The organism is Microvirga vignae, from assembly GCF_001017175.1.
Classification (GTDB): Bacteria; Pseudomonadota; Alphaproteobacteria; order Rhizobiales; family Beijerinckiaceae; genus Microvirga; species Microvirga vignae.
The window spans coordinates 69,848-94,253 of sequence record NZ_LCYG01000015.1; the positions used below are offsets into that span (position 1 = coordinate 69,848).

24 protein-coding genes are annotated in these 24,406 nt (G+C 64.1%); 16 read left to right on the top strand and 8 right to left on the bottom strand.

Annotation, left to right across the window (positions count from 1 at the left end):
• Window positions 1-73 precede the first annotated feature (73 nt).
• The 4 genes from AA309_RS04520 to AA309_RS04535 form a co-directional block, all read right to left on the bottom strand.
• On the bottom strand, window positions 74-946 hold the full coding sequence (locus AA309_RS04520; protein ID WP_047187795.1) for an MBL fold metallo-hydrolase: 873 nt from the start codon (window positions 944-946) through the stop codon (window positions 74-76).
• Between the two features lie 71 nt (window positions 947-1,017).
• Complete coding sequence (locus tag AA309_RS04525; RefSeq protein WP_047187796.1) at window positions 1,018-1,386, bottom strand: hypothetical protein; 369 nt, start codon at window positions 1,384-1,386, stop codon at window positions 1,018-1,020.
• 23 nt (window positions 1,387-1,409) lie between these two features.
• Complete coding sequence (locus AA309_RS04530; protein ID WP_047187797.1) at window positions 1,410-2,579, bottom strand: DNA topoisomerase IB; 1,170 nt, start codon at window positions 2,577-2,579, stop codon at window positions 1,410-1,412.
• Window positions 2,580-2,605: 26 nt separating this feature from the next.
• The gene (locus AA309_RS04535) at window positions 2,606-2,935 is read right to left on the bottom strand and encodes a SemiSWEET family sugar transporter (protein WP_047187798.1); all 330 of its coding nucleotides are present in this window, start codon (window positions 2,933-2,935) and stop codon (window positions 2,606-2,608) included.
• A 105-nt stretch (window positions 2,936-3,040) separates the two neighbouring features.
• Between AA309_RS04535 and AA309_RS04540 the strand changes: the two genes are divergently transcribed.
• From AA309_RS04540 to AA309_RS04570, 7 genes are all read left to right on the top strand, one after another.
• On the top strand, window positions 3,041-4,186 hold the full coding sequence (locus AA309_RS04540; protein ID WP_047187799.1) for a glycosyltransferase family 4 protein: 1,146 nt from the start codon (window positions 3,041-3,043) through the stop codon (window positions 4,184-4,186).
• The gene (locus tag AA309_RS04545; RefSeq protein ID WP_047187800.1) at window positions 4,183-4,833 is read left to right on the top strand and encodes a class I SAM-dependent methyltransferase; all 651 of its coding nucleotides are present in this window, start codon (window positions 4,183-4,185) and stop codon (window positions 4,831-4,833) included. Before AA309_RS04540 ends, AA309_RS04545 begins: the two co-directional genes overlap by 4 nt.
• A gap of 330 nt (window positions 4,834-5,163) precedes the next feature.
• On the top strand, window positions 5,164-6,432 hold the full coding sequence (gene ispG / locus AA309_RS04550; protein WP_425286850.1) for a flavodoxin-dependent (E)-4-hydroxy-3-methylbut-2-enyl-diphosphate synthase: 1,269 nt from the start codon (window positions 5,164-5,166) through the stop codon (window positions 6,430-6,432).
• A 326-nt stretch (window positions 6,433-6,758) separates the two neighbouring features.
• Window positions 6,759-8,696: a potassium transporter Kup gene (locus AA309_RS04555; protein ID WP_047187802.1), complete on the top strand. Its 1,938-nt coding sequence runs from the start codon at window positions 6,759-6,761 to the stop codon at window positions 8,694-8,696.
• 45 nt (window positions 8,697-8,741) lie between these two features.
• A complete protein-coding gene (locus AA309_RS04560; protein ID WP_047187865.1) occupies window positions 8,742-9,290 on the top strand; it encodes a GNAT family N-acetyltransferase in 549 nt (182 codons plus the stop codon).
• Between the two features lie 79 nt (window positions 9,291-9,369).
• Window positions 9,370-10,281, top strand: coding sequence for a DMT family transporter (locus AA309_RS04565; protein ID WP_052954478.1), 912 nt, complete (start codon window positions 9,370-9,372; stop codon window positions 10,279-10,281).
• Between the two features lie 414 nt (window positions 10,282-10,695).
• Window positions 10,696-11,028, top strand: a complete 333-nt coding sequence (locus AA309_RS04570; protein ID WP_047187803.1) for a hypothetical protein — start codon at window positions 10,696-10,698, stop codon at window positions 11,026-11,028.
• Window positions 11,029-11,124: 96 nt separating this feature from the next.
• Here AA309_RS04570 and AA309_RS04575 read toward each other — a convergent pair whose 3' ends face one another.
• Window positions 11,125-12,051: a polyprenyl synthetase family protein gene (locus tag AA309_RS04575; protein ID WP_047187804.1), complete on the bottom strand. Its 927-nt coding sequence runs from the start codon at window positions 12,049-12,051 to the stop codon at window positions 11,125-11,127.
• Between AA309_RS04575 and mtgA the strand changes: the two genes are divergently transcribed.
• From mtgA to AA309_RS04590, 3 genes are all read left to right on the top strand, one after another.
• Entirely contained in the window at window positions 12,050-12,841 is a 792-nt protein-coding gene (mtgA, locus tag AA309_RS04580; protein ID WP_425286851.1) for a monofunctional biosynthetic peptidoglycan transglycosylase, read from the top strand. The genes AA309_RS04575 and mtgA overlap by 2 nt on opposite strands.
• 144 nt (window positions 12,842-12,985) lie before the next feature.
• Window positions 12,986-13,171 (top strand): 50S ribosomal protein L32, encoded by a 186-nt coding sequence (gene rpmF / locus AA309_RS04585; RefSeq protein WP_047187805.1) that lies wholly within the window; start codon window positions 12,986-12,988, stop codon window positions 13,169-13,171.
• A 214-nt stretch (window positions 13,172-13,385) separates the two neighbouring features.
• Window positions 13,386-15,008: an EAL domain-containing protein gene (locus AA309_RS04590; protein WP_047187806.1), complete on the top strand. Its 1,623-nt coding sequence runs from the start codon at window positions 13,386-13,388 to the stop codon at window positions 15,006-15,008.
• A 306-nt stretch (window positions 15,009-15,314) separates the two neighbouring features.
• Here AA309_RS04590 and phaR read toward each other — a convergent pair whose 3' ends face one another.
• Window positions 15,315-15,890: a polyhydroxyalkanoate synthesis repressor PhaR gene (phaR, locus tag AA309_RS04595; RefSeq protein WP_047187807.1), complete on the bottom strand. Its 576-nt coding sequence runs from the start codon at window positions 15,888-15,890 to the stop codon at window positions 15,315-15,317.
• A gap of 214 nt (window positions 15,891-16,104) precedes the next feature.
• On the opposite strand from phaR, the gene AA309_RS04600 reads away from it, so the two are divergent.
• The 4 genes from AA309_RS04600 (at window position 16,105) to yddG (ending at window position 20,474) form a co-directional block, all read left to right on the top strand.
• Window positions 16,105-17,283, top strand: coding sequence for an acetyl-CoA C-acetyltransferase (locus AA309_RS04600; RefSeq protein WP_047187808.1), 1,179 nt, complete (start codon window positions 16,105-16,107; stop codon window positions 17,281-17,283).
• Window positions 17,284-17,669: 386 nt separating this feature from the next.
• Entirely contained in the window at window positions 17,670-18,395 is a 726-nt protein-coding gene (gene phbB, locus AA309_RS04605) for an acetoacetyl-CoA reductase (RefSeq protein ID WP_047187809.1), read from the top strand.
• Window positions 18,396-18,479: 84 nt separating this feature from the next.
• The gene (locus tag AA309_RS04610; protein WP_047187810.1) at window positions 18,480-19,226 is read left to right on the top strand and encodes an SDR family NAD(P)-dependent oxidoreductase; all 747 of its coding nucleotides are present in this window, start codon (window positions 18,480-18,482) and stop codon (window positions 19,224-19,226) included.
• A 372-nt stretch (window positions 19,227-19,598) separates the two neighbouring features.
• Window positions 19,599-20,474 (top strand): aromatic amino acid exporter YddG, encoded by an 876-nt coding sequence (yddG, locus tag AA309_RS04615; RefSeq protein WP_047187811.1) that lies wholly within the window; start codon window positions 19,599-19,601, stop codon window positions 20,472-20,474.
• Here the strand turns inward: yddG and AA309_RS04620 are convergent.
• Entirely contained in the window at window positions 20,452-21,210 is a 759-nt protein-coding gene (locus AA309_RS04620; protein WP_160310400.1) for a GNAT family N-acetyltransferase, read from the bottom strand. The genes yddG and AA309_RS04620 overlap by 23 nt on opposite strands.
• 242 nt (window positions 21,211-21,452) lie before the next feature.
• Window positions 21,453-22,220: a hydroxyacylglutathione hydrolase gene (gloB, locus tag AA309_RS04625; RefSeq protein ID WP_047187813.1), complete on the bottom strand. Its 768-nt coding sequence runs from the start codon at window positions 22,218-22,220 to the stop codon at window positions 21,453-21,455.
• A gap of 117 nt (window positions 22,221-22,337) precedes the next feature.
• On the opposite strand from gloB, the gene AA309_RS04630 reads away from it, so the two are divergent.
• Together AA309_RS04630 and AA309_RS04635 are read left to right on the top strand one after the other, a co-directional pair.
• On the top strand, window positions 22,338-23,081 hold the full coding sequence (locus AA309_RS04630) for a class I SAM-dependent methyltransferase (RefSeq protein WP_047187868.1): 744 nt from the start codon (window positions 22,338-22,340) through the stop codon (window positions 23,079-23,081).
• A gap of 249 nt (window positions 23,082-23,330) precedes the next feature.
• Window positions 23,331-24,284, top strand: a complete 954-nt coding sequence (locus AA309_RS04635) for an acetyl-CoA carboxylase carboxyltransferase subunit alpha (protein ID WP_047187814.1) — start codon at window positions 23,331-23,333, stop codon at window positions 24,282-24,284.
• Window positions 24,285-24,406: the final 122 nt, after the last annotated feature.

Genomic DNA, 24,406 nt, shown 5'->3' on the forward strand with positions numbered 1-24,406 from the left:
GCTTCCCCATTAACGTCCTGCCCTGCTTTTAGGGCGTCAGGGGCGCTGGGACCAGAGGCTCTGCGCATTAGGATTATTGCATATAAGGGATGGATTCAGCTCTCAGCGGCCGCCACCCTGTGCTGAGGCGCTGCAAGGCTTCGAGTTCCACCGGATCGTGGCTGCAGAAGATTCTCACGTCGCTGTAAGGGTCGTTGGCCAAGGCTCTGAGGCGCTCCTGGTTGTGGAGACGCAGGGGCCGGTCCTCCTCCATCATGCGCTGATAGGCAAGAAGCCCCGGGGTGCAGGACGGCTCCTCGTCCATCTCATGACGATGGAAATAGGCATCGCCCGCATTGAGCAGCCAGCCTTCCGGCGTGTCGATGGCAATGCCGGCGTGGCCCATCGTGTGGCCGGGCAACGGAATCATCAGGATCTCGGGCGGCAAGCCGTTGAGATCGCGCACGGAGCCGAAGCCGAACCATTGCTCTCCCGACGGATCGTAGAAGTGCCAGTCGCGTACGCCATCCCATTGTTCGGGACGGTAGCGACGGCGATGAATGAAGCCTTGGCGCACCTCGGCCTCTTCCACTTCGGCGCGCAGCACATGCACCGTCGCCTCGGGAAAATCCTCCAGGCCGCCCGCATGGTCGAAGTCGAGATGCGTGAGCACGATGTGACGCACATCCCGGGGCGAGAATCCCAAGCTCCTGACCTGCTCCAGGGCGGTGTAGCGATGATCCAGCTGGATGCGATTGACACGGACGAAAAGCGGGCTGATCCGCTCGTAAGGATCCTCCACGTCGCGGGAGCCGATCCCCGTATCGACGAGGACAAGCCCGTGGCGGTCCGTCTCGATCAGCTGGCAATGACACACGAGCTGCCCGGTCAGACCTCGGCTCACGCCATCCCAGAGCTTGCCGCCCAGGGGGCACATGCAACCGCAATTGAGATGGTGAATGCGCATGGCGGGCCTCGCTGACAGGACAGAGCGAAACCCTAACGCCGGAGTTGAGGAGAATGTTCGAATCCCTCCGCCTAGCGCTCCTTGCGGCAGGCGAAAGGCGGGAAGGTGCTCGCGGTTCCGGCATTCATGGCGGCGACCACCATCATGTTCGCGAGCGCCAGTTCCTCAGAGGACCGGGGACACACATCGGCCTTAGTCGTGCAGCCGGAGGACAGGAAGGCTTCGTGCCGGTCGAGGAATTCCTGTCCCAGCCCCTTCCTGCCCGTCCGCGCAAGAGCGTCGGACCAGGCTTTCTTATAGCGGGCGCATTTGACCTCGGGCCAGCTCGGCTCCTGCGCGGAAGCGCCGACATTCAAGCCGGCCAGCATCCCTATGAGAACAACAAGTGCTGTGATCGAGCGGCCCATCTCATCCTCACCTTCGCCGATGCGATGGAGCATGGAGAAGGATGAGGGTCAAGGTGTCACGCGCGCATCTCGGACTGGCTTGTGCCCTGCTTCTTGGCCGCCGTCGTGCGGCGGCTCTTCGCGGGCTTCTTCGCCTGCTGCTCGACCTCACGGGACAACCGCTCCTGCAGCAGGGTCAGCACCGCCGCTTCCTCCGGCCTCAGGGACGGCAGATCCTCGCGCAGCTCGGTCTCGATCTCCTCCTTGATCTCGAGAAGCAGGCTGCCTTCGAGATAGCAGGAGAACACCTCCGGATGCACATAGCACTTGCGACAGATCGTGGGCGTGTTGCCGAGGCGCGCGGAGACCTGCTCGATGGCCGCACGAATGTTCTTCTTGGCCTTGGCCTCGCTGTCGAACTGCTCGAACTCGGCGAGCGCCAGGGCCGCGAGCACGGTGCCCGCCCAGGTGCGGAAATCCTTGGCCGTGATGTCGCGCCCCGTGATCTCCTTGAGGTAAGCGTTCACGTCCGAGGACGTGATCGATTGCTGCTCGCCGTTCTCGTCCAGATACTGGAACAGATCCTGCCCCGGCAGGTCCTGGCAGGCCTTCACGATCTTCGCGACACGACGATCCTTCACTCGCAGTTTCCAGGTCTTGCCGCTCTTGCCCTTGAACTGGAAGCGCAGCTCGCTGCCATCCACCGTCACATGCGGATCGCGCAAGGTGGTGAGGCCATAGCTCTTGTTCTGTTTGGCGTAGTCTTCGTTGCCGACGCGGATCAGCGTGTTTTCGAGAAGATGCACCACCGTCGCCAGCACCTTCTCGCGCGGCAGGCCACGCCGGCTCATATGCTCGTCGATGGTGTTGCGGATCTCAGGCAGGCCTTTGGCGAATTCGAGCATGCGCTCGTATTTCGTGCCCTCCCGCACTTCGCGGAAAGCAGGGTGATAGCGGTATTGCTTGCGCCCCTTCACGTCACGCCCCGTCGCCTGGATGTGACCGTTCGCCTTGGGGCAGATCCACACATCCGTATAGGCGGGCGGAATGGCGAGCGACCTGATGCGATCGAGCGTCTCCTTGTCCTCGACCTTCTTCCCGTCGGGATGCAGATAGGTGAATCCCTTGCCGGACTTCCTGCGCCGGATGCCGGGCTCCTCGTCGGAGACATAAATCAACCCCGCCGTTTCGGCGGCGTCGCGCGGATCGACGATCGTGTCGTTGGAGGAGTTCGGGTCCAGCAGCATGGTTTGCCTTGCTTGAGAAGCAGAGGTCAACCGGACTGCGCCATGCCCGGTTCCCTGCGTGATGCGGACGCATCTCTTCCCGCGCGGGCGTCCTGCCGGTCGTTACGGATCTTCAGGGCAAGAATGGCGCCGCTTAAAGCCAGACTCAGCAGGTTGAAGACGATGAGCGGCATGGCGCCGATAAGAAAGCCGTAAGTCGACCATAGAACGAAGGCGGTGACGGTCACCATGTACATCCGCTTGGAGATCGCCGCCGTATCGCGCTCCCGCCAGGCCTTGAGCACCTGCGGAACGAAACTCGCCGTCGAGAGAATTCCCGCAACGGTGGCCAGGATCGTCGGCAACCACTCACTCATTCGCGCCTCCTTTCCAGGCCGAGTGCAACGGGCTCACGAAATGGGTGGTTCCCTCGGAGGGCCCGGACCGTTAGAACGGCACGGCTTATTCATTTTAGGTTTCCCTTGCCCGATCCTTCCAACCTCTCAGGCCGCAAGCTCGTCTTCATCGTCACCGAGGACTGGTTCTTCGCCTCCCATTTTCTGCCGATGGCGCGGGCCGCGCGCGAGCTGGGGCTCGAGGTTGCGGTCGTCACCCGCGTGCGTGCGCATCAGGAGGTGATCGAGGCCACGGGCGCACGGGTGGTTCCGCTCGAGGCCGAACGGCGCAGCATCAATCCCATGAAGGCCGGATATGCCGCAGGCCAGCTCGCCGCGATCCTGAAGGACGAGAGGGCCGACATCGTCCATTGCATCGCATTGAAGAGCATCCTGGTCGGAGGCTTTGCCGCAACGCTCGCCGGAATCGGCCGCCGGGTTTATGCGCTCACGGGCCTCGGCTTCCTCGGAGCCAGAACGGACCACATCGGACGCCTGTCGCAACGAGCCGTCCGGCTGCTGGTCCGCGGCCTCGAAACGAAGAAGACCCGTTATCTCTTCGAGAACACGGACGACCCCAGGCTCCTCGGCCTCGATCCGACCGGCCCCAACGTCACCGTTGTCGGAGGCGCGGGTATCGACCCTGAAGCTCTCAAACCCTCGCCCCTGCCCCCGCAGCCGCCGCTGAAGATTGCCCTCGTCGCCCGCATGCTCTGGTCGAAAGGCGTCGATCTCGCCGTCGAGGCTTTGCGCGCGGCCCGAGCGAAGGGAGCGGCCATCGAGCTGTCCCTCTATGGCGCGCCCGATCCGTCCAATCCGAAGGCCATTCCGGAAGGAACCCTGAGGGCCTGGAGCGCGGAACCGGGCGTCTCCTGGCATGGCGCGACGCGGGACATTTCCGCCGTCTGGCGCGATCACCACGTCGCCTGCCTGCCCTCCCGAGGCGGCGAGGGCCTGCCTCGCATGCTCCTCGAAGCGGCCGCTTGCGGCCGGGCCATCGTCACCACCGATGTCCCCGGCTGCCGCACCCTGGTGCGCAACGGCGTGGAGGGTTTCGTCGTCGCGCCCAATGATGCGACGGCGCTGAGCGAAGCCTTTCTGTCCCTCGCCAACGATCCGGCACTCGCCGCACGCATGGGCGAGGCGGCGCGCACCCGCGTTCTCGATGGCTTCACGGAACGGGATGTGATGGAAAGCGTCAAACGGCTTTACGCCTCGATGCTGAGCTCATGATCACGGATTCTTTCGCCTTCATCCGCGCCGAAACACGGCTTCTGCCCGTACCTCACACGCCGGAACTCTCGCTCTACGTGGCCGACGAGGCGACGGAGCTGTGGCACCGTACGGAGGAGGAATTGGGCGAGATCGGCCTGCCTCCGCCCTTCTGGGCCTTCGCCTGGGCCGGCGGACAGGCACTGGCCCGCTACATCCTCGACCATCCCGAAACCGTGCGCGGACGACGCATTCTCGACTTCGCATCAGGCTCGGGCCTCGTGGCGATCGCGGCCATGAGGGCGGGCGCCGCCGAGGTCATCGCCTGCGATATCGACAGCTTCGCCATCGCCGCAATCCAGCTCAACGCCGAGGCGAACAGCGTCACCGTCACGCCCGTTCAGACGGATCTGATCGGGCAGGATCAGGGATGGGACACCGTTCTGGCGGGCGACATCTGCTACGAGCGCGATCTCGCGGAACGGGTCACGGATTGGCTGTTCGCCTTGAGCCGGAAGGGCGCCACCGTTCTCATCGGCGATCCGGGCCGCAGCTACCTTCCCAAGGAGCGGCTCGAAAGGCTCGAGGTCTACGAGGTTCCGGTCACGCGGACCCTCGAGGATGCCGAGATCAAGAAAACCAGCGTCTGGCGATTCCGGGACGGGTAACCATCCTCGGCCGGAGCGCTGCTCCTTCCCGTCATGGCCGTCCCCGGACTCGATTCGGGATCAGTCCCGGCCATCCACGTCTTTGGCAACCGTCGCGGCGGAAGACGTGGATCCCCGGCCCAAGGCCGGGGATGACGGGGCGGATGTCGCTCCCGGCCGGAGCGTCAGCGGAGGGGAGGAAATCCATAGCATTGTGGTTGTGAGCGGATCCCCTTCCCCGCCTCTGCAGGCCTGCTGATCATGCCGCGCTTGACGCGAAGGGCTTTTGGCATCAGCTAAACGGCGACGGCCTGATCCCGAACGGCCGCCGTGGATTGCAGCATGTCCTTGATGTCCCCTTCCCCTGAAGCCGCTCCCCTCGCAGGCCCCGCCCCGCGCCACCGCACAATGGGCGTGCGGGTCGGCTCCGTGACGGTCGGCGGCGGCGCACCGATCGTCGTCCAGTCGATGACCAACACGGATACGGCGGATGTGGATTCCACCGTCGCCCAGGTGGCGGCGCTCAGCAGGGCCGGTTCGGAACTCGTGCGCATCACGGTGGATCGGGACGAGGCGGCGGCGGCGGTGCCGAAGATCCGCGAGCGCCTCGACCGCCTGGGCGTGACCGTGCCGCTCGTGGGCGATTTCCACTATATCGGCCACCAGCTGCTGGCCGATCATCCGGCCTGTGCGGAAGCCCTCGACAAGTACCGCATCAATCCCGGCAATGTGGGCTTCAAGGAGAAGAAGGACCGTCAGTTCGGGACAATCGTCGAAATGGCAATCAGGCACGGCAAGGCCGTGCGCATCGGTGCGAACTGGGGTTCTCTCGACCAGGAGCTTCTCACCCACCTGATGAACGAGAACGCGGCTTCCGCGAACCCGCGCGACATGCGCTGGGTGACGCGCGAGGCGATGATCCAGTCCGCCCTACTCTCCGCGGCCCGCGCGGAGGAGATCGGTCTGGGCAAGGACCGCATCATTCTGTCCGCCAAGGTCTCGGCGGTGCAGGACCTGATCGCCGTCTATCAGGAACTGGCCCGCCGTTCCGATTACGCGATTCATCTGGGCCTCACCGAAGCCGGCATGGGGACGAAGGGTATCGTGGCCTCTTCCGCTGCCATCGGCATCCTGCTGCAGCAGGGCATCGGCGACACGATCCGTTATTCCCTCACGCCCGAGCCGGGCGGCGACCGCACGCTCGAGGTGAAGACGGCGCAGGAATTGCTCCAGACCATGGGTTTTCGCACCTTCGTGCCGCTGGTCGCGGCCTGTCCGGGCTGCGGGCGCACGACGTCGTCCGTGTTCCAGGAGCTCGCGCGGGATATCCAGAACTGGATTTCCACCTCCATGCCCGAGTGGCGGCGCATCTATCCCGGCGTCGAGAACCTGAACGTGGCCGTGATGGGCTGCATCGTGAACGGTCCCGGCGAGTCGAAGCACGCCAATATCGGCATTTCACTGCCCGGTACGGGCGAGCAGCCAGCCGCGCCCGTCTTCATCGACGGAAGGAAAGCTATGACGTTACGCGGTCCGACGCTCGCCCAGGATTTCCAGAAGATCGTGCTCGACTACATCGAGAAGACCTATGGTCAACCGGGACGCGATGCTGCCGAATAAGGTGCATGGAACCCGGATCGAAATTCCGTTTTAAGCTCAAGCGCGATATGCTAGATGAGCCGCCGCGCCGGCGCTGACGGCCGCTGCACTCATTGGCGCATCGGGCGGAAAAGTGGATCCGGTTTTCCGCCCCGAACGATGCGCTCCCTGAGGAAGAGAGCATCGGATGGATCCCAAAAGTGGTGTCCACTTTTGGGTCCGAGACTTAAAGAAGGGGCCGCCCTTCAAGAAGGGGCCGCCCTTCAAGAAGGGGCCGCCCTTCGTCGTTATTGCAGAGTGACTTGGAACAAGGGCGTCCGCGGGCTATCCGCAGCAGAAAAGCACCCATGGCAGAACAACAAGCTGTCGCTCCCCGGCACGCCGATTCCGCGGCTCCGGAGGCTACCCTCCCCGAAGCTCATGCCCATACCCCCGGGGGCTTTTGGACGCTCATGCTCGGCGCCATCGGCGTCGTGTTCGGTGATATTGGCACGAGCCCGCTCTACGCCTTCAAGGAATCCGTCGCTGCCGCTGCGGCCGGTGCCCCTGTCACGCGAGACATCATTCTTGGTGTTCTGTCACTGATCCTGTGGTCGCTCGTTCTGGTGGTGACCATCAAATACGTCGTGATCCTGCTGCGTGCCGACAACAAGGGCGAAGGCGGAACCTTGACTCTTGTCGCCCTGGCGCAGCGCGCCGTCCGGCACAGGGGCGGCCTCGTGCTTGCGCTCGGCATCATGGGTGCCGGCCTCTTCTATGGCGACGCGGTTCTCACCCCTGCCATCTCGGTTCTCTCCGCAGTGGAAGGCCTGAAGCTCGTCGCACCCGATCTCGAATCCTACGTGGTGCCGATCACTCTCGGAATTCTCGCGGCCCTCTTCGTCGTCCAGAGTCGCGGAACGGGCAAGGTCGCCTCCTTCTTCGGCCCCATCATGCTCGTGTGGTTCGCGGCGCTTGCCATCGCAGGCGGGATGCACATCGCCGACGATCCCACGGTTCTGACGGCCATCAACCCGCTTCACTGCATCAGCTTCTTCATCAATCATCCGGCCGTATCGCTCGCCGTTCTGGGCGCCGTCTGTCTGTCGGTGACTGGCGCCGAGGCGCTCTATGCGGATCTCGGTCACTTCGGTGCCAAGCCGATCCGCAGCGCATGGCTCTATCTCGTCTTCCCCGCGCTCGTGATCAATTACTTCGGCCAGGGCGCGATGGTGCTCGCCCATCCCGAAACGGCCGAGTCGCCGCTCTTCCACCTCGTGCCGGAATGGGCGCTGGTGCCCATGATCATCCTGGCGACGCTCGCCACCATCATCGCGAGCCAGGCCGTGATCACCGGCGCGTTCTCACTCACCCGTCAGGCGATCCAGCTCGGCCTTCTGCCGCGCTTCGAGATCCGCTTCACGTCGGAAACGCATCAGGGCCAGATCTATCTTCCGCGCGTCAACTGGATGCTGTTGTTCGGCGTCATCGTTCTCGTCCTGATCTTCGGCTCGTCGAGCAACCTGTCGCACGCTTACGGCGTGTCCGTGTTCGGTTCGATGTCGGTGGATGCGATCCTCGCCATCATCGTGATCTGGAAGGGCTGGCGCTGGTCGCTCGGCCTGACGCTCGCGATGATGCTGCCCTTCCTCTTCATCGATCTCGCCTTCTTCGGCGCCAACCTGCTGAAGCTGTTCACGGGCGGCTATGTGCCGGTGATCCTCGCTTCGGTTCTCATCGTCACCATGTGGACCTGGGTGAAGGGCACGAACATCCTCTTCGAGAAGACCCGCAAGATCGACGTGCCGCTGCTCGAGCTGGTGCAGATGCTCGAAAAGAGCCCGCCGCACCGGGTCAAGGGCACCGCCGTCTTCCTCACGAGCGATCCCGACACCGCACCCGCAGCCCTTCTGCACAACCTCAAGCACAACAAGGTGCTGCACGAGAAGAACGTGATCCTGACCGTGCGCAGCGAGGACATTCCGCGCGTGGAGGACGACGACCGTGTCGCCATCGAGCATGTGGGCGACTCGTTCTGGCGCATCCGCCTGAGCTACGGCTACATGGAAACGCCCAACATCCCGCGCGGTCTCGCAATCCTGCGCAAGCAGGGCTTCAAGTTCGACATCATGGCCACGTCGTTCTTCCTCTCGCGGCGCTCGATCCGCCCGGCCAGCCAATCCGGCATGCCGCTCTGGCAGGACAAGGTGTTCATCAGCCTCGCCAAGTCGGCGAGCGACGCCACGGACTTCTTCCAGATCCCCACGGGGCGCGTGGTGGAAGTGGGCACGCAGGTCACCGTGTAACGCTTGCAAGTTGCCATTCCATCTCCGGAGTGGCAGCTTCCCGGCATGACGATCACGCTCCTCCGTCCGTGCCTCGAATGGTTGCCGGCCTATGAACAGGCGCTCGTGCGAGGTTGGTCTCCCAATGCGGACAGCAACAATGGGCCGGAGCAATTGATGGCACTCAGAGCCGACCCTGAGCGCTTTCTTGAAAAACTCTACGATAGCCCAACCGTCCGTCGGCCCGACGGGCGCGAAGTGCCGCGATTGCCTGCGCATGATTTCTGGATCAGCGACGGCGAACTCTGCGGGCGGATCAGCTTCCGCTTCGAACGAGGCGTGAAGGAGCTCAAGCCGACGTCCTACGGCCATATCGGCTATTCCGTCGTGCCCTGGAAACGTCGTCGCGGCTATGCGACCGAGGCTCTGCGACAGATTCTCTTTGTTGCTTATGACGAGGGTTTCGCGCGGGTTCAGATCACCTGCGACGATGATAACGAAGGCTCTCGCAAGGTGATCCTCGCCAATGGCGGCATTCCGGATGGCACCTTCCCGCACCTCACGCGACCGGGCCACCGGAAGCTCTCCTTCTGGGTGTCCACGCAGGCGCGCTGATCCCGGCATGCCTCGCAGCTTGCTTGACCGGGAATGCGATTGCCCCTAACCGACGCGCATTCCGTCGAGGACATCTCTCTTGAGCACCGCCCCTTCTTCGTCCGTCTCCCCCTTCACTCTCAGCCGCAGCGAGGCTGTGCTGGTGTTCGTGACGATGATCTGGGGCGCGACCTTCCTCACCGTCCAGACCGCGCTGAGCGTCAGCGGTCCGCTGTTCTTCGTGGGTCTTCGCTTCGGCACCGCCGCCCTGATGATGGCGCTCGTCGCCGCGCCGGTGTTGCGCGGGCTGACGTGGAAGGAGATCAAGGCGGGCGTGATGATCGGCATTGCGATCTTCTTCGGCTACGCGCTGCAAACATACGGACTGCAACACATCCCCAGCAGCAAATCGGCCTTCATCACGGCGCTCTATGTGCCCATCGTGCCGCTGCTGCAATGGCTGGTGCTGAAGAAGCCGCCGAGCATCATGGCCTGGACGGGCATCGCCTTTGCCTTTGTCGGACTTGCGCTGCTGGCGGGTCCTGATGGAACCTCCATCGGTCTTGGGCTCGGTGAACTGCTCACACTTCTCTGCGCCATCGCGATTTCTGCCGAGATCATTCTCATCGGTGGTTTCGCAGGAAAGGTCGATGCGCGTCGCGTCACCGTGGTGCAGCTCGCGACGACGTCGCTCCTCGCCTTCGGCCTCATGGCGCCGCTCGGCGAGCCGCTGCCGGAACCGTCATGGCTTCTCATCCTCAGCGCCGTCGGTCTCGGACTTGCCAGCGCCGGCATTCAGCTTGCGATGAACTGGGCGCAGAAGACGGTGTCACCCACGCGCGCCACCGTGATCTACGCGGGCGAGCCCGTGTGGGCCGGGATCGTCGGCCGCCTCTATGGCGAGCGGTTGCCTGCCGCCGCCCTGATCGGCGCAGCGCTGATCGTTGCCGGCGTGATCGTCAGCGAGATGAAGCTGCCGCGCTGGCTGAAGACACGGCAGGCAAGTGCCTGAAAAATGACTCACTCGACGTCATCCCCGGCACAAGGCCGGGGATGACGTCTTTTCGTGCGGTGGTTCCCAAGACGTGGATGGCCGGGTCTGATCCCCGGATCGAGTCCGGGGACGGCCATGACGATGGAGGGGCATGACGCGCGGGGGGCCATAGCCCCATTAACCCTGCACCCCTGTTGCATGTTATCTCGCCCCTGGAGCCGGACGCATCCGGCTCTGGGGCTTCATAACCCCGACACGAGGCGGCCAGTATCGGCCGTCAACGATGCCTTCCCAACCTTACGGTCGGGGAGGCGATGGCGCATGTCCAGGGCGAAAGCCTAAAGGTCATCGCGGTTGTCCTTCGGCGGCTTGTCAACTCCCCGACCACCAGCGCTGCTGGTGGTCGCTTCACCTTGAGGGGGCGTTGTTGCGATGGACCAGCCGTATTCCCTTTGGGCCGATCTGCTCAGCAAGTTTCACACCGCACCCGAGCTGATCCAGGCGCTGCGGCTTGTCATGGTGCCGCTGACCCTGCTCGGTCTCACCTGGCTGGCGCTGCGCGGCCTGACCGAGAGCCTCGCGCTCATCTCCCGCCGCCACTGGCGCGGGCGCCTGATTGACGGCGTGTACCAGGATGAACAGGGCCGCTGGATGATCTATCGGCACGGCCGAAAGCCGCAGGAGCTCGACTGGGCCAATCCTCCGCCGGAGCTGATCGGGCGTGTGCATGTGATCCGAGGCGTGTTCCGCCGTCCGGACGAGTGAGAATCATACTCCGTACCGTCATGCCCGGACTTGGTCCGGCCATCCACGTCTTCCACCCTGGCCCTCGCCACAAGGGTCAGAGAAGAAACGGGAGCCTCAAACCTCCCGCTCGACGACGAAGCGAACCGCCTCGCGCAAGGTCTGCGCCCTGTCGCCGAAACCCTCGAGCGCTGCATCCGCCTTCTCGACGAGCTGACGGGATTCGCGCTTGGCGCCATCGAGTCCGAGCAGATCGACCAGCGTCGCCTTGCCTTTTTCCTGATCCTTGCCCGTGCGCTTGCCGAGCGCCTCAGGCGTTGCCTCGCGGTCGAGGATGTCATCGGCCACCTGGAAAGCAGCACCGAGAGCGCGCCCGTACTCCATGAGACTTCGGCGCGCGCCCGCATCGGCTTTTCCAAGGATCGCGCCGGCTTCCACCGCGAAGGTGAGGATCGCGCCCGTCTTCATCATCTGAAGCTGGCGCACCGCCGCTTCACTCATGGTCACAGCGCCATAGCGGCCCTCCGCCGAGAGATCGAGCAGCTGCCCGCCCACCATGCCGCCGAGGCCGGAAGCGCGGGCAAGCCCCAGCACGAGATCGGAGCGTACGGCAGGATCCGGATCGGTTTCAGGATCTGCGAGCACCTCGAAGGCCAGCGTCTGCAGGGCATCGCCCACGAGGATCGCAGTCGCCTCGTCATAGGCCCTGTGCACCGTAGGACGGCCCCGGCGCAGATCGTCGTCATCCATGGAGGGCAGATCGTCATGCACCAGGGAATAGCAATGCAGGAGCTCGACGGCCGAACCTGCCCGCAACGGGCCCTGCCCCTCGACGCCGAAGAGGCGGGCCGCCTCGATGGTGAGGAAAGGCCTCAATCGCTTGCCGCCTCCGAGTGCAGCATGCCGCATGGCTTCCATGAGCCGGGCGGGCCGGGCAATCTCGCCGTGGCGGAGATTGTCTGCTAGCAAGGCTTCGAGACTGGCTTCGACAAGCCTTGCGGCCTCGTCGAGTCGCGCGCTGAAAGTGCTGGTGGATGGCGTCATGATGAGCCCGAATTCGGAAGGGGCAGCCGCTCCCTCCGAGGAGAATGTTGGTGGACGAACGGGCCGGCGATGGACGCTGCGGTGGGAGCGTGCGCGCGAGCCGATGACGGCTGCCCGCTTCTTCCGCCGTCTCGCCCAGATCGGCCTTGGCGCCATTCTCTTATGGGTTGGCGCCGTCATTTGGCTAGGGCTTTTGTACTGGGTCGTGCCCCCGGTCTCGACCCTCATGCTCGGTCGCTGGCTTTCCCTCCAGGGCGTGGAACGGGACTACGTGCCCCTTGACGAGATCTCCCCTCACCTGCCGCTCGCGGTCATGACCTCGGAGGACAGCCGGTTCTGCGAGCACAGCGGCGTCGACTGGACCGCCCTGCGCGAGGTGGTGGAGGAGGCCGACGAGGACGGGCCGACGCGCGGGGCCTCGACCATTCCCATGCAGGTGGCCAAGAACCTGTTTCTCACCCCGAGCCGCTCCTACATCCGCAAAGGGCTGGAGATCCCCGTCGCCCTCTATCTCGACCTGATCTGGTCCAAGCGGCAGATGATGGAGGTCTACCTGAACATTGCCGAATGGGGCGAAGGAGTCTTCGGGGCCGAGGCTGCGGCACAGAAATACTTCCGGAAATCGGCCAGGAACCTGACCCGCCGGGAGGCGGCTCTGCTTGCCCGGGCGCTCCCCAACCCGCTCAGGCGCAATCCGGCCCGGCCGACCGCCCGTCTGAGTGGTCTGGCTGGCCAGCTTCAGGCGCGGATGGCAGGGGCTGCCCCTTACAGCGAATGCCTGAAGCCCTGACCTGCGGCCACGAAAAACCCTTTTGGTGCAGGAAAGGGCTAGATATTTCCTCGAAGACCTTGTATGAGGCGCAACCTCATCAAGTTTGAGATGTGAGCGTTCCCCGGTTGAGCGGGCGCTCCGCTTTTTGACCGGAGACGAGAAATGGCCGTTCCTAAGAGAAAAACGTCGCCCTCGCGGCGTGGCATGCGTCGCTCCGCCGATGCCTTGAAGGCCCCGACCTACATCGAGGACAAGGATTCCGGCGAGCTTCGCCGTCCTCACCACATCGACCTGAAGTCCGGCATGTACCGTGGCCGTCAGGTTCTGAAGGTGAAGGCTGAAGCGTAAGTTTTACGCGGCATGCGAAATAAAAAACCGGCGCGCGATGCGCCGGTTTTTTTATGCCCGCAATCCCCAAAACCCCTGATTTTCCTTACGCTTTTACAGTTCGTTAAGCCTGAAGGCCGATCCTTGAGCCTCGATTTTGAACGGGGCCGGAGCCTTCCGGCGCATCATGCGCCTCCCGCCCCCACCGTGTTTTGCGTATCCGAGGGTGAGAGTGATGGCGACGAAGCGGCCGGGCCGGGCGGGGATTTTCGAAGGAACACCCCGGACGCCGCGCAAGCGCCAAGGCCCTGAGGCCTCTCCGACCTCCCATTCCGGCGCCGCCTATTCCTGGGACATTTTATCCGATGCCCTGACCTGGAGCCCCCATGCTGCGGCTCTGCTGGGCCTTTCGGCCCGCGATCTGCCGCGAACAGGCAAAGCCTTCGCCCAGCTCGTCGAGCCGGGAAGCGGCGCCTCCCGCCTCGAGGCGATCGCCGCTGAAGGCGACGGCGGCTTCGAGACCCGCTATGCCCTGCGCCTCGGGCCCGATCAGATTCTCATGGTGGAGGATGCGGGCCGCTGGCAGCCTGATATCCACGGCCGCCCCGCTTTCCTCCGCGGCCTGCTACGCGCCGATCGGGGCCTGCCCCCCCAAGCGTTGCCCGCCCGGATCCAGGCCCGGTCCGGTCTGCTGCGGCAGATCCAGAACGGCATCAACGAGGCCCTTCGCCTCTCCCAGACCTGCACCCTGATCGCCGGCTCTCTCGACGGGGACGATGCGGATGCGCTCGATGTCATCGCCCGCAAACTCCGCCCGATGATGCGGCGGCACGACCATTTCGGGGCCTTGAGCCCGAGCCGATTCACCCTGACCCTGACCGGCTGCCCAGCCTCGGAGGCCGCGAGCGCCATGAAGCGGGTGACGGGCTTCCTGAAGGATTGCCCAGGCCGGCTGACTCTCGCCGCCGCCTGCGCGCCGGACCATACGTTCAAGGCCGCCAAGCTTTTGCGCTTTGCCGAGCAGGCCCTCGAGGCTGCGCTTGCGGGCCATGAGTCCTTCAAGCTCTACGATTCCCGGCCCACGCCCCGTTCCGCAGCGGCCGAGAAGGCCCCCTTCGACGTGGTGGCCGCGCTCAACGACCGCAGCCTGACCCTGGCCTGCCGACCCGTGGTCGATGCCTACAATCGCGGGCCCGTTCTGATGCAGGCCGTGGCTGCCCTGACCGGCCAGGATGGACGGATGATCCCTCTGGGCCCCCTTCCGGCTCTGGACGATGCGAACCTGAGCCTCCTCGTGGACGGACGCATGCTGGAACTGGCGGCGGATTACCTCGCCCGCCACCGCCAGGAGCGCCTCGCCCTGCCGGTCTCCCCCGCAACCTTGAAGGATGCGGAATGGCTGCCGATGCTCGCCGCCCATCTCGGCGCGCGGCCCGGTATCGAGTCGCGCCTCGTGATCGAGGTGCCGGAGGTTGTGCTGGCCAAGGACCCGCCGGTTGTCGGACGCCTCCATGCCATGAAGGCCATCGGCATCGGCCTGTCGCTGTCCGGCTTCGGCCTCGGGCATGTCTCGCCGGCATCTCTGCGCCACATGCCCTTCGACATGCTCAAGATCGACGGCGTCTTCATCCAACCTCTCAAGCGCTCGACGGATGATCGCCTGTTCGTGCGCGCTCTCGTGGACCGGGCCCAGACCATGGGTATCGCCATCGCTGCCGAATGGGTGGACGACGATGCAAGCGCGCGGCTGCTGACCGCCTGGGGCGTGGATTACCTGGAAGGCGCTCTGTTCGGCGAGCCGGAAGCTGTCGTGCAGCCGCAGAACCTGCAGCAGATGCTGAAGAAGGCCAGCGCGTAAGAGCGCAGAGAACCTTGCTGCAGCCTCTCGAACGTCATCCCGGCCTTGCGCCGGCGATCGACGTCTTGGGACCCGCACCGGGTTGAAGACGTGGATGGCCGTAAACCAAGTGCGTCCATGACGGTGGAAGGCCATGACGACCTAGCGCATCGTGCGAAACCAGAGGTCCGCGTCATCGACCCGAAGGGCCACGTCAGCGAAAAGGGGACGCGGTTTTCCGCGATCGACGATGCGCCAGTTAAAGAGAAGCATCGGACCCAAAAGCGGAATCCGCTTTTGGGTCCGATGCTCTGGCACAGAGGCTCTTTACTTGTTCGCCAGCTTGTCGAGCTTGGCCTGCATGTCGGCCATCTGACGCTTGAGGGTGTCAAGGTCGCTGGGCTCCTCGGCCTGAGGTGGAGCCTTCGGCGCGGGAGCGCCGGTCCCTCCCTGAGGGAACGGCGCGAACATGCGCATGGCTTCGGTGAAGAAGCTCATGTTCTTGCGCACCTGCTCCTCCATGGCCTGGAACGCCGAAGGGCCGAAGGCCTGGGCCATCTGCTCCCGGAGCTTCTGCTGCTCCTGGGACAGGTTGTTCATGGAAAATTCGAGATAGCTCGGCACCAGGGCCTGCATGCTGTCGCCGTAGAACCGGATGAGCTGGCGAAGCACCGTCACGGGCAGAAGGTTCTGCCCCTCCTTGTTCTCCTGCTCGAAGATGATCTGAGTCAGAACGCTGCGGGTGATGTCCTCGCCCGACTTCGCGTCGTAGACCACGAAATCCTCACCCTGGCGGACCATGCCGGCCAGATCTTCCAGCGTCACATAGGTCGAGGTGCCGGTATGATAGAGGCGGCGGTTGGCATATTTCTTGATGACAGTCGGCTGTTTTTCCGTCGCCATGTGGACCCGATACGCTCCTGAAAACCGGTGGCCGATGCTCCCAACGGGATCTCAGCGGCCTTAAACGATTATAAGCCTTATGCTCCACGATCAAAGCGCCAAAAGTCTAAGGGACTCACAGCCCGCTTGTCCTATCCTGTCCTTGACATCGCACCGTCTGGGGCTTTGATCGAACCAGCACTATCTTTTGAACAGCGACTCATAGGAGAGAGAAATGGCCCAAGACAGCATCGTCATTGTCGGCGCCGCGCGCACGCCGGTCGGCTCCTTCAACGGCGCTTTCGCCAACACCCCGGCCCATGATCTGGGCGCCATCGCCATCAAGGCGGCGCTGGAGCGCGCCAAGGTGAGCGGCGAAGAGGTGGACGAGGTGATCCTCGGCCAGATCCTCACCGCAGGTCAGGGCCAGAACCCGGCCCGTCAAGCGGCCCTGGCCGCGGGCGTTCCGCAGGAAAAGACCGCCTGGGGTCTCAACCAGCTCTGTGGCTCGGGCCTTCGCACGGTGGCCATCGGCATGCAGCAGATCGCCAACGGCGATGCCAGCGTCATCGTGGCCGGCGGCCAGGAATCCATGTCGCTCGCCCCGCATGCCGCCTATATGCGCGCCGGTACCAAGATGGGCGACTTCAAGCTCGTGGACACCATGCTCAAGGACGGCCTGATGGATGCCTTCAACGGCTACCACATGGGCAACACCGCCGAGAACGTGGCGCAGCGCTGGCAGCTGACCCGCGAGGAGCAGGACCAGTTCGCGACCTCCTCCCAGAACAAGGCCGAGGCTGCACAGAAGGAAGGCCGCTTCAAGGACGAGATCACGCCCGTGACCATCTCGACCCGCAAGGGCGACATCGTGGTGGATCAGGACGAATACATCCGCGCCGGAACGACCCTCGAGGCGCTCGCCAAGCTGAAGCCCGCCTTCTCGAAGGACGGCACGGTGACCGCCGGCAACGCCTCGGGCATCAATGACGGTGCCGCCGCCATCGTGCTGATGACGGAAGCCGAAGCGCAGAAGCGCGGTCTGACTCCTCTTGCCCGCATCGCCTCCTGGGCGACGGCCGGCGTCGACCCGGCCATCATGGGCACAGGCCCGATCCCGTCCTCGCGCAAGGCGCTGGAGAAGGCCGGCTGGAAGGTGCAGGACCTCGAGCTCGTGGAAGCGAACGAGGCCTTCGCGGCTCAGGCGCTCGCAGTCAACAAGGACATGGGCTGGGATCCGTCCATCGTGAACGTGAACGGTGGCGCGATCGCCATCGGTCACCCGATCGGCGCCTCTGGCGCGCGCGTGCTCGTGACCCTGCTGCATGAGATGGGCCGCCGCAACGCCAAGAAGGGCCTCGCCACGCTCTGCATCGGCGGCGGCATGGGCGTCGCCATGTGCCTGGAGCGCTGACGCATCCGTGCGGAACCGGAGGTCCGCGTCAGCGACCCGAAGGGCCACGTCAGGGAAAAGGGGATCCGGTTTTCCGCGCCCAACGATGTGTTGTTTAAAAAGGGAGCATCGGACCCAAAAGTGGATTCCACTTTTCACGTTCGATGCTCTGGAAGCTTCTGCAGCGTCCTTTCTGCACTGAGCTGATCATCGGAACGGCTTGCACCTCAAAAGGTGCAAGCCGTTTTTGTTAGGCCAAAAGGCCTAAGTGAAATAACGGGCCTACACCCTTCCCCACCGCGCCACATGTAATAAGCTGTGACTGGAAGTTGCCGGCCAACGGCACTCCACCTCACGAACGGATTCACCCGAGATCCGCCAAGGAAACGCTTGAGGAAGGAAACAGCATGGCGCGCGTTGCATTGGTCACCGGAGGCACTCGCGGCATCGGCGCCGCGATCTCAAAAGGCTTGAAAGAAGCAGGCTACAAAGTTGCCGCGAATTACGGCGGCAATGACGAAGCCGCCAACCAGTTCAAGGCGGAGACCGGCATTCCGGTCTTCAAGTTCGACGTTTCCGATGCGGCATCCTGCGAGAGCGGCATCAAGGCGGTGGAAGCCGAACTCGGCCCGGTCGACATCCTCGTCAACAACGCGGGCATCACCCGTGACGGCATGTTCCACAGGATGACCTTCGATCAATGGTCGGCCGTCATCCGCACCAACCTCGATTCGATGTTCACCTGCACGCGTCCCGTGATCGAGGGCATGCGCGAACGCGGCTTCGGGCGCATCATCATCATTTCCTCCATCAACGGCCAGAAGGGCCAGATGGGACAGGCGAACTATTCGGCCGCGAAGGCAGGCGTGATCGGCTTCGCCAAGGCGCTCGCGCAGGAGAACGCGAACAAGGGCGTCACCGTCAACGTGATCGCACCCGGCTACATCGCCACCGAGATGGTGAAAGCCGTGCCGGAAGAGGTGCTGAAATCCAAGATCCTGCCGCTCATTCCGGTAGGCCGCCTCGGCGAGGCGGAGGAGATCGCCCGCAGCGTGCTGTTCCTCGCCAGCGACGACGCAGGCTTCGTGACCGGATCGACCCTGTCCGTCAACGGCGGCCAGTACATGGCCTGATGGAGCTTGCGCCCCGGACAGAACTCTCGCACCTGTCCGGGGCCGTGCATGCACCCCCACCTCGCTCCATCAAGGAACCCATCGATGAATCGGATCGACATGACAGGCCGGACCGTGGTCATCACGGGCGGGGCCCGCGGTATCGGCTACGCCATCGGCGAGCGGCTCGTTCAGTCGGGCGCGAGGGTCGCCATCTGGGATCTGCATCTTGAGGAGGCCGAGGCGAGTGCCGCCACGCTTTCCAAGGATTGCATCGGGCTGAGCGTCGACGTGGCGGACACCTTGTCCGTCGAGCATGCCACGCAGCAAACCCGCGCCGCCTTCGACCGCATCGACGGGCTGGTGAACGGAGCCGGGATCACGGGCCCGGTGAAACCCCTGGCAGAATACTCGGCCGAGGAATGGCGCAGCGTGGTCGAGGTCAACCTGACGGGCACCTTCAACTGCTGTCGCTCCATCGTGCCGATCATGCAGGAGAACAATTACGGCCGTATCGTCAACATCGCGTCGGTCGCCGGCAAGGAGGGCAATCCCAATCTTGCCGCCTACAGCGCCGCAAAGGCGGGCGTGATCGGTCTCACCAAGTCGCTCGGCAAGGAGCTCGCGAAGACGGGAATCGCCGTCAACTGCATCACGCCTACCACTGCCAAGACCAAGATTCTCGACACGCTGACACCGGATTTCATCGAATATATGCGTGTGCGCATTCCGAGGGACCGCTTCGTCGAACTGCACGAGATCGCCGCCATGGTGGCTTGGCTGCTCTCCGAGGAGAACTCCTTCACGACGGCAGCAACCTTCGATCTCAGCGGCGGGCGCACGACCTATTAGGATTGTCTGACAAAGCGCTCCCCTTATCCTGAGCGCCGGTTTCTCCAGAGAGCACGTGTCTTCCCCCTGTGGGCGTGTCTTCCCCCTGTGGGGAGGAGGGCTGTCAGCGCCATGCTGCTTTGCGGCCTCGCAGCCACTACTTCCTCGTCATGGCCGTCCCCCGGACTTGATCCGGGGATCAGACCCGGCCATCCACGTCTTGGAAGCGCCGCGCCAGAAAGACGTGGATCACCGGCACAAGGCCAGGGATGACGGAGAGAGCGTCGAGGGTGATGCGTCACTCCGGAGGCGGCACAGCGGTGATCCGGATCAAACGCAGGCCCTCACCCGCGCTTCGCTTTCGCGGGTGTCTCGTGCTAGGTGGCGGGCATCATGACGCCTCGCACCGCCACCACCATCGGCCTCACCGCCATCCTGTTCTGGTCCCTGCTGGCCCTGTTCACGGCGGCCACGGGCAGGATCCCCCCATTCCAGCTCAACGCCATGACCTTCCTCGTCGGCGGGCTTGTGGGCATGGTGAGCTGGATCGCACGCCCCGAAGGCATCGGGGCGCTGCGCCAGAAGCCTGTCGTCTGGGCGCTGGGGATCGGCGGCCTCTTCGGCTATCACGCGCTTTATTTCGCGGCCCTGCGCTGGGCGCCACCGGCTGAATCGGGGCTCATCAATTATCTCTGGCCGCTTCTGATCGTGCTGTTCTCGTCACTGCTTCCAGGTGAGCATTTGCGCCGCGCGCATCTGGTCGGCGCGCTTCTGGGATTTGCGGGCGTCGTTGTGCTGATCGCCGGGCGCGGCGGATTCGATGCACGGGCAGAGTACCTGCCCGGCTATCTGTGTGCCTTCGTCGCCGCCTTCGTCTGGGGGGCCTACTCCGTACTCTCGCGGCGCTTCGGCCAGGTGCCGACCGATGCGGTGGCCGGTTTCTGCCTCATGACGTCGCTGTTGAGCGGGGTCTGCCACTTCGCCTTCGAGACCACGGTGTGGCCGGAGACGACGACGCAATGGCTGGCCGTTCTCGCGCTGGGCCTGGGCCCCGTGGGTGCGGCTTTCTATGTCTGGGACATCGGCATGAAGCGCGGCGACATCCGCCTTCTCGGCGTCGCATCTTATGCGGCACCCGTGCTCTCGACGCTTCTGCTCGTGCTCGCCGGCTATGCGGAACCGACGCTGACGCTCGCGCTCTCCTGCGGCCTCATCGTCGCGGGCGCCCTGGTGGCGACGCTCACCCCTAAGCGGACCGTCCGGGCATGACCCGGTGGGTGTAGCGATAAGCCGTCTCGAAACCGACCGTCTTATAAAGCGAGAGCGCGACCTCGTTCTCTTCACGCACCTGGAGATAGGCGCTATGCGCGCCCTCCTGACAGCCCCAGGCCATGAGGCTTGCGACGACGCGACGGCCAAGGCCGATGCCGCGCAGATCGGGCAACACCACGATGTCATAGAGCCCGACATAGCCTCGCTCGACGACGCCCAAGCCCCAGGCCACCGGCTTCTCGTCGAGGTTGAGCGTGGCGAAAGCCGCTTTCGGGCGGATACGGGAGACGATCTGCATCAGGGTTGCGTCGTCGGCCTTGTCGCCACCATAGGCTTCCGCAGCCTCGCGCACCCAACGCTTGGAGGCATGCGGCTCCAGGGTGATCTCAGGATCGACTTCGCAGTCGCCGGTCTTGATCGGCACAACGAGCACATGCGTCGGTTCGATATCCCTGAAGCCGCGCATCTTCAGGCGCTCGTCCACATCCGCAGTCTGCAGCCCGTTCAGGCGGAAAGTCGGGCGCACATTCGCCTCGACGAAGCGGGCGACCATGTAGTCGATGAGCTCTTCATCGAGAGATGCGTTCGGCAGGAAGGGCGTCGCGGAATTGGCACGCTTGGAATAGCCGTTGGCAAGACGCAGGATCCAGCCGTCATAGGCTTGATAGTCGAACGACGGCCAGGCGTTCAGAAGCCGGCTTTCGAGTCCGATGATGAGGCTGTGGTCATTCATGGGACGTGCCGCTCCTGCCATGCTGTCCTCGAGCACATCGTGCGGAAAAGTGGTCCCGGTTTTCCGTCATGAACGATGCGCTCCTCTCAAGAATGAGCATCGAATCAATCCCAAAAGTGCAAGTCCACTTTTGGGTCCGATGCTCGAGAGCCGCTTCCACATGCGTGGAATCAGCCCCCTTCTTTGCTCGGTCGCATTTTTGAGCGGCAAAGTGGATCCAGTTCGCCGAAAAATGCTCCCCGTCAGAACCTGTTCTTCCATTCCCGCAAGGATTGGAAGACCTCCTCGGGCGAAGCCCCTTCCTTATGAACGGTTTTCGCGAGCGCAGGCTCCCCGGCTCGCAAGAAAGGATTGGTGGCCTTCTCCTGTCCGATGGTCGTCGGCACGAGGAAGCGCCCCTCCGCCTTCGCCTGCTCGGCTTCCCGAGCGCGCGCTTTCAGTGCGCCATTGTCAGGATCGGCCGCCAGCGCGAAGCGCGCATTGGAGAGCGTGTAGTCGTGGCCGCAGTAAACGCGCGTGTCATCGGGCAAAGCGGCAAGCCGCTGCAGCGTGTGCCAGAAACCGGCATAGGTGCCCTCGAACATGCGCCCGCAGCCGAGGGTGAAGAGCGTGTCGCCTGCGAACAGGGCGCTATCCTCATCGAACCAATAGGAGACGTGATCGGCGCAATGGCCTGGCGTTTCGAGAACCCGGGCCTGGAGGGTGCCCACCAGCACCCCATCGCCTTCGCGCACCCAAAGATCGGCGCCCGGCACCGCCTCGCGGGCCTTGGCAGGCGCCACCACACGGCAGCCGGTGCGGCTCTTCAAGGCATCCACGGCCTGCACGTGATCTCTGTGACGATGAGTGACGAGAATGTCGGTGAGCATCCATCCCTTCTCAGCGAGAGCCGAGAGGATCGGTCCCTCCTCCGGCGCGTCGATGGCGGCGCAGGCGCCCGTCTTGGGATCGTGGATCAGAACACCGATATTATCCTGCAGGCAGAGAAAGGCGTGAATCTGGGCTGACATCGAGGAACCTTGTCTTGATGTGGTCTGAGCTATCATGGAACACTCGAACCCTGAAACCAGATCCCGCTCCAACATGAAACGTTGGCGGACCGGATCGAGAGGCACCCTGACGAGGCCATGAGCATCGACATCACCGACCTGCGCAGCTTCTACGCGAGCCCCCTCGGGGCCGTGACGCGCCGTCACGTCGGCCGGGCGATCGATAAATTCTGGGGGCCGCTGCCGGGCCTGCGCGTGCTCGGCCTCGGCTACGCCCCGCCGTACCTCTCGGGCGTCAAAGGCGATTGCGAGCGGGCTCTTGCGTTCATGCCCGCAAGCCAGGGTGTGGTGAACTGGCCGAGCACCGGAGCCTCCGCGTCCGCGCTCGTCGACCCGCTCATGATGCCCCTGCCCGACGCCTCCATCGACCGGGTGCTTGTGGTCCATGCGCTCGAAACCGTGGAGAGCCCGAGCGAGCTTCTGCACGAGATCTGGCGCATCCTGACCCCCGGCGGGCGCATCATCATGGTCGCCCCCAACCGGCGGGGCCTCTGGGCACGGATGGATACCACCCCCTTCGGCTACGGACAGCCCTACAGCCGCTCGCAGCTCAAAAGCCTGATGCGGCAGACTTGGTTCTCGCCTGAAGGATGGGCCGAAACCCTTTATGTACCTCCCCTCACCAACCGGCTGGTGCTCAGCACCGCCCAGGCCTGGGAGCGGATCGGCTCCAGCTTCTCCCTGCCGTTTGCAGGCCTTCATATCGTGGAAGCCACCAAGCAGCTCTACCGGCCCGGCACCGTCATGGCGGTGCGCCGCTCCCGCCGCGTGGCTCCGGTTTTGGTACCCGCACCGGCGACCCGGATGGGCGGCCTTCCTTGATTTCGCCTTGATTTCGCCCGGTTTTAGGGGAGTAAGGCAGGGCTCAACTTGACTTAAGTGCCCTAAATCGCCAGTGTCCGCCCGTCCCGGCGAGGCTATTCAGTCACGCCGGCTTTCATTTTCCATTAGAGCATCGTGCGGAAAAGTGGATCCGGTTTTCCGCATGAACGATGTTCTCATTTAAGGAGAAAGCATCGGATTGGCCCCAAAAGTGCAAATCCACTTTTGGGTCCGATGCTGTAGAGTCTGATGCGCAGTTATCTCGATTTCGAAAAGCCCGTCGCCGAGCTTGAGGCGAAGGTCGAAGAGCTCCGGGCCCTTGGTGAGAACCGGGATGCCGTTTCCATCACGGATGACGTCTCGCGCCTGGAGGCCAAGGCGGCCGAGGCCCTGAAGGATCTCTATTCCAAGCTCACCCCCTGGCAGAAGACCCTGGTCGCGCGCCATCCGCAGCGGCCGCATTTCGTGGATTACTGCGCGGGCCTGATCACCGAGTTCACGCCGCTCTCCGGCGACCGCAAGTTCGCCGAGGACGAGGCTATTCTCGCCGGCTTCGGCCGCTTCCGGGGGCAGCCCGTCTGCGTGCTGGGCCAGGAGAAGGGCCACAACACGGAAACCCGCATCCGGCACAATTTCGGCATGGCCCGTCCCGAAGGCTACCGCAAGGCCGTGCGCCTGATGGAGATGGCGGACCGGTTCAGCCTGCCGGTGATCTCCTTCGTGGACACTGCCGGCGCCTATCCGGGCATCGAGGCGGAGGAGCGCGGCCAGGCCGAGGCCATCGCGCGCTCGACCGAGATGCAGCTCGCGCTCGGTGTGCCGAACGTCTCCATCATCATCGGCGAGGGCGGCTCGGGCGGCGCGATCGCGATCGCCACCGCCAACAAGGTGCTGATGATGGAGCATGCCATCTACAGCGTGATCTCGCCGGAAGGCGCGGCCTCGATCCTCTGGCGCGACGCGGCGCGCGCCCAGGACGCCGCCACCAACATGAAGATCACCGCCCAGGACCTCCTGCGGCTCGGCATCATCGACAGCATCGTGACCGAGCCCGTGGGCGGCGCCCACCGGGATCCGGAGGCGGCCATCAATGCCGCCGGCAATGCCATCGAGGAAGCCCTCCACGATCTCGGCAATATGGGCCCCGCGGAAATTCGGGATCACCGGGCCGAGAAGTTCCTCAATATCGGCCGCAAGCTCTAAGAGCAGCCGATGACCCCCTCCGCACCCCTTCCCCTTGCAGGGAGGGATTGAGTGGTGGCGGAACGTCAGAGCGCCGGGCCTCATTCGGAAGATGCAAAGGTAATGCAGCGTCATGGCCGGAC

Bases quoted from the DNA above. Each gene is read 5' to 3' on its own strand.
- rpmF (WP_047187805.1), top strand. From the start codon at position 12,986: ATGGCCGTTCCTAAGAGAAAAACGTCGCCCTCGCGGCGTGGCATGCGT.
- gloB (WP_047187813.1), bottom strand. From the start codon at position 22,220: ATGTCAGCCCAGATTCACGCCTTTCTCTGCCTGCAGGATAATATCGGT.
- mtgA (WP_425286851.1), top strand. From the start codon at position 12,050: ATGATGAGCCCGAATTCGGAAGGGGCAGCCGCTCCCTCCGAGGAGAAT.
- AA309_RS04575 (WP_047187804.1), bottom strand. From the start codon at position 12,051: ATGACGCCATCCACCAGCACTTTCAGCGCGCGACTCGACGAGGCCGCA.
- yddG (WP_047187811.1), top strand. From the start codon at position 19,599: ATGACGCCTCGCACCGCCACCACCATCGGCCTCACCGCCATCCTGTTC.
- AA309_RS04530 (WP_047187797.1), bottom strand. From the start codon at position 2,579: ATGCTGCTGGACCCGAACTCCTCCAACGACACGATCGTCGATCCGCGC.
- AA309_RS04525 (WP_047187796.1), bottom strand. From the start codon at position 1,386: ATGCTCCATCGCATCGGCGAAGGTGAGGATGAGATGGGCCGCTCGATC.
- AA309_RS04570 (WP_047187803.1), top strand. From the start codon at position 10,696: ATGGACCAGCCGTATTCCCTTTGGGCCGATCTGCTCAGCAAGTTTCAC.
- AA309_RS04635 (WP_047187814.1), top strand. From the start codon at position 23,331: ATGCGCAGTTATCTCGATTTCGAAAAGCCCGTCGCCGAGCTTGAGGCG.
- AA309_RS04520 (WP_047187795.1), bottom strand. From the start codon at position 946: ATGCGCATTCACCATCTCAATTGCGGTTGCATGTGCCCCCTGGGCGGC.
- AA309_RS04600 (WP_047187808.1), top strand. From the start codon at position 16,105: ATGGCCCAAGACAGCATCGTCATTGTCGGCGCCGCGCGCACGCCGGTC.
- AA309_RS04620 (WP_160310400.1), bottom strand. From the start codon at position 21,210: ATGAATGACCACAGCCTCATCATCGGACTCGAAAGCCGGCTTCTGAAC.
- AA309_RS04555 (WP_047187802.1), top strand. From the start codon at position 6,759: ATGGCAGAACAACAAGCTGTCGCTCCCCGGCACGCCGATTCCGCGGCT.
- phaR (WP_047187807.1), bottom strand. From the start codon at position 15,890: ATGGCGACGGAAAAACAGCCGACTGTCATCAAGAAATATGCCAACCGC.
- AA309_RS04610 (WP_047187810.1), top strand. From the start codon at position 18,480: ATGAATCGGATCGACATGACAGGCCGGACCGTGGTCATCACGGGCGGG.
- ispG (WP_425286850.1), top strand. From the start codon at position 5,164: ATGTCCCCTTCCCCTGAAGCCGCTCCCCTCGCAGGCCCCGCCCCGCGC.
- AA309_RS04560 (WP_047187865.1), top strand. From the start codon at position 8,742: ATGACGATCACGCTCCTCCGTCCGTGCCTCGAATGGTTGCCGGCCTAT.
- AA309_RS04535 (WP_047187798.1), bottom strand. From the start codon at position 2,935: ATGAGTGAGTGGTTGCCGACGATCCTGGCCACCGTTGCGGGAATTCTC.
- AA309_RS04590 (WP_047187806.1), top strand. From the start codon at position 13,386: ATGGCGACGAAGCGGCCGGGCCGGGCGGGGATTTTCGAAGGAACACCC.
- AA309_RS04630 (WP_047187868.1), top strand. From the start codon at position 22,338: ATGAGCATCGACATCACCGACCTGCGCAGCTTCTACGCGAGCCCCCTC.
- AA309_RS04545 (WP_047187800.1), top strand. From the start codon at position 4,183: ATGATCACGGATTCTTTCGCCTTCATCCGCGCCGAAACACGGCTTCTG.
- phbB (WP_047187809.1), top strand. From the start codon at position 17,670: ATGGCGCGCGTTGCATTGGTCACCGGAGGCACTCGCGGCATCGGCGCC.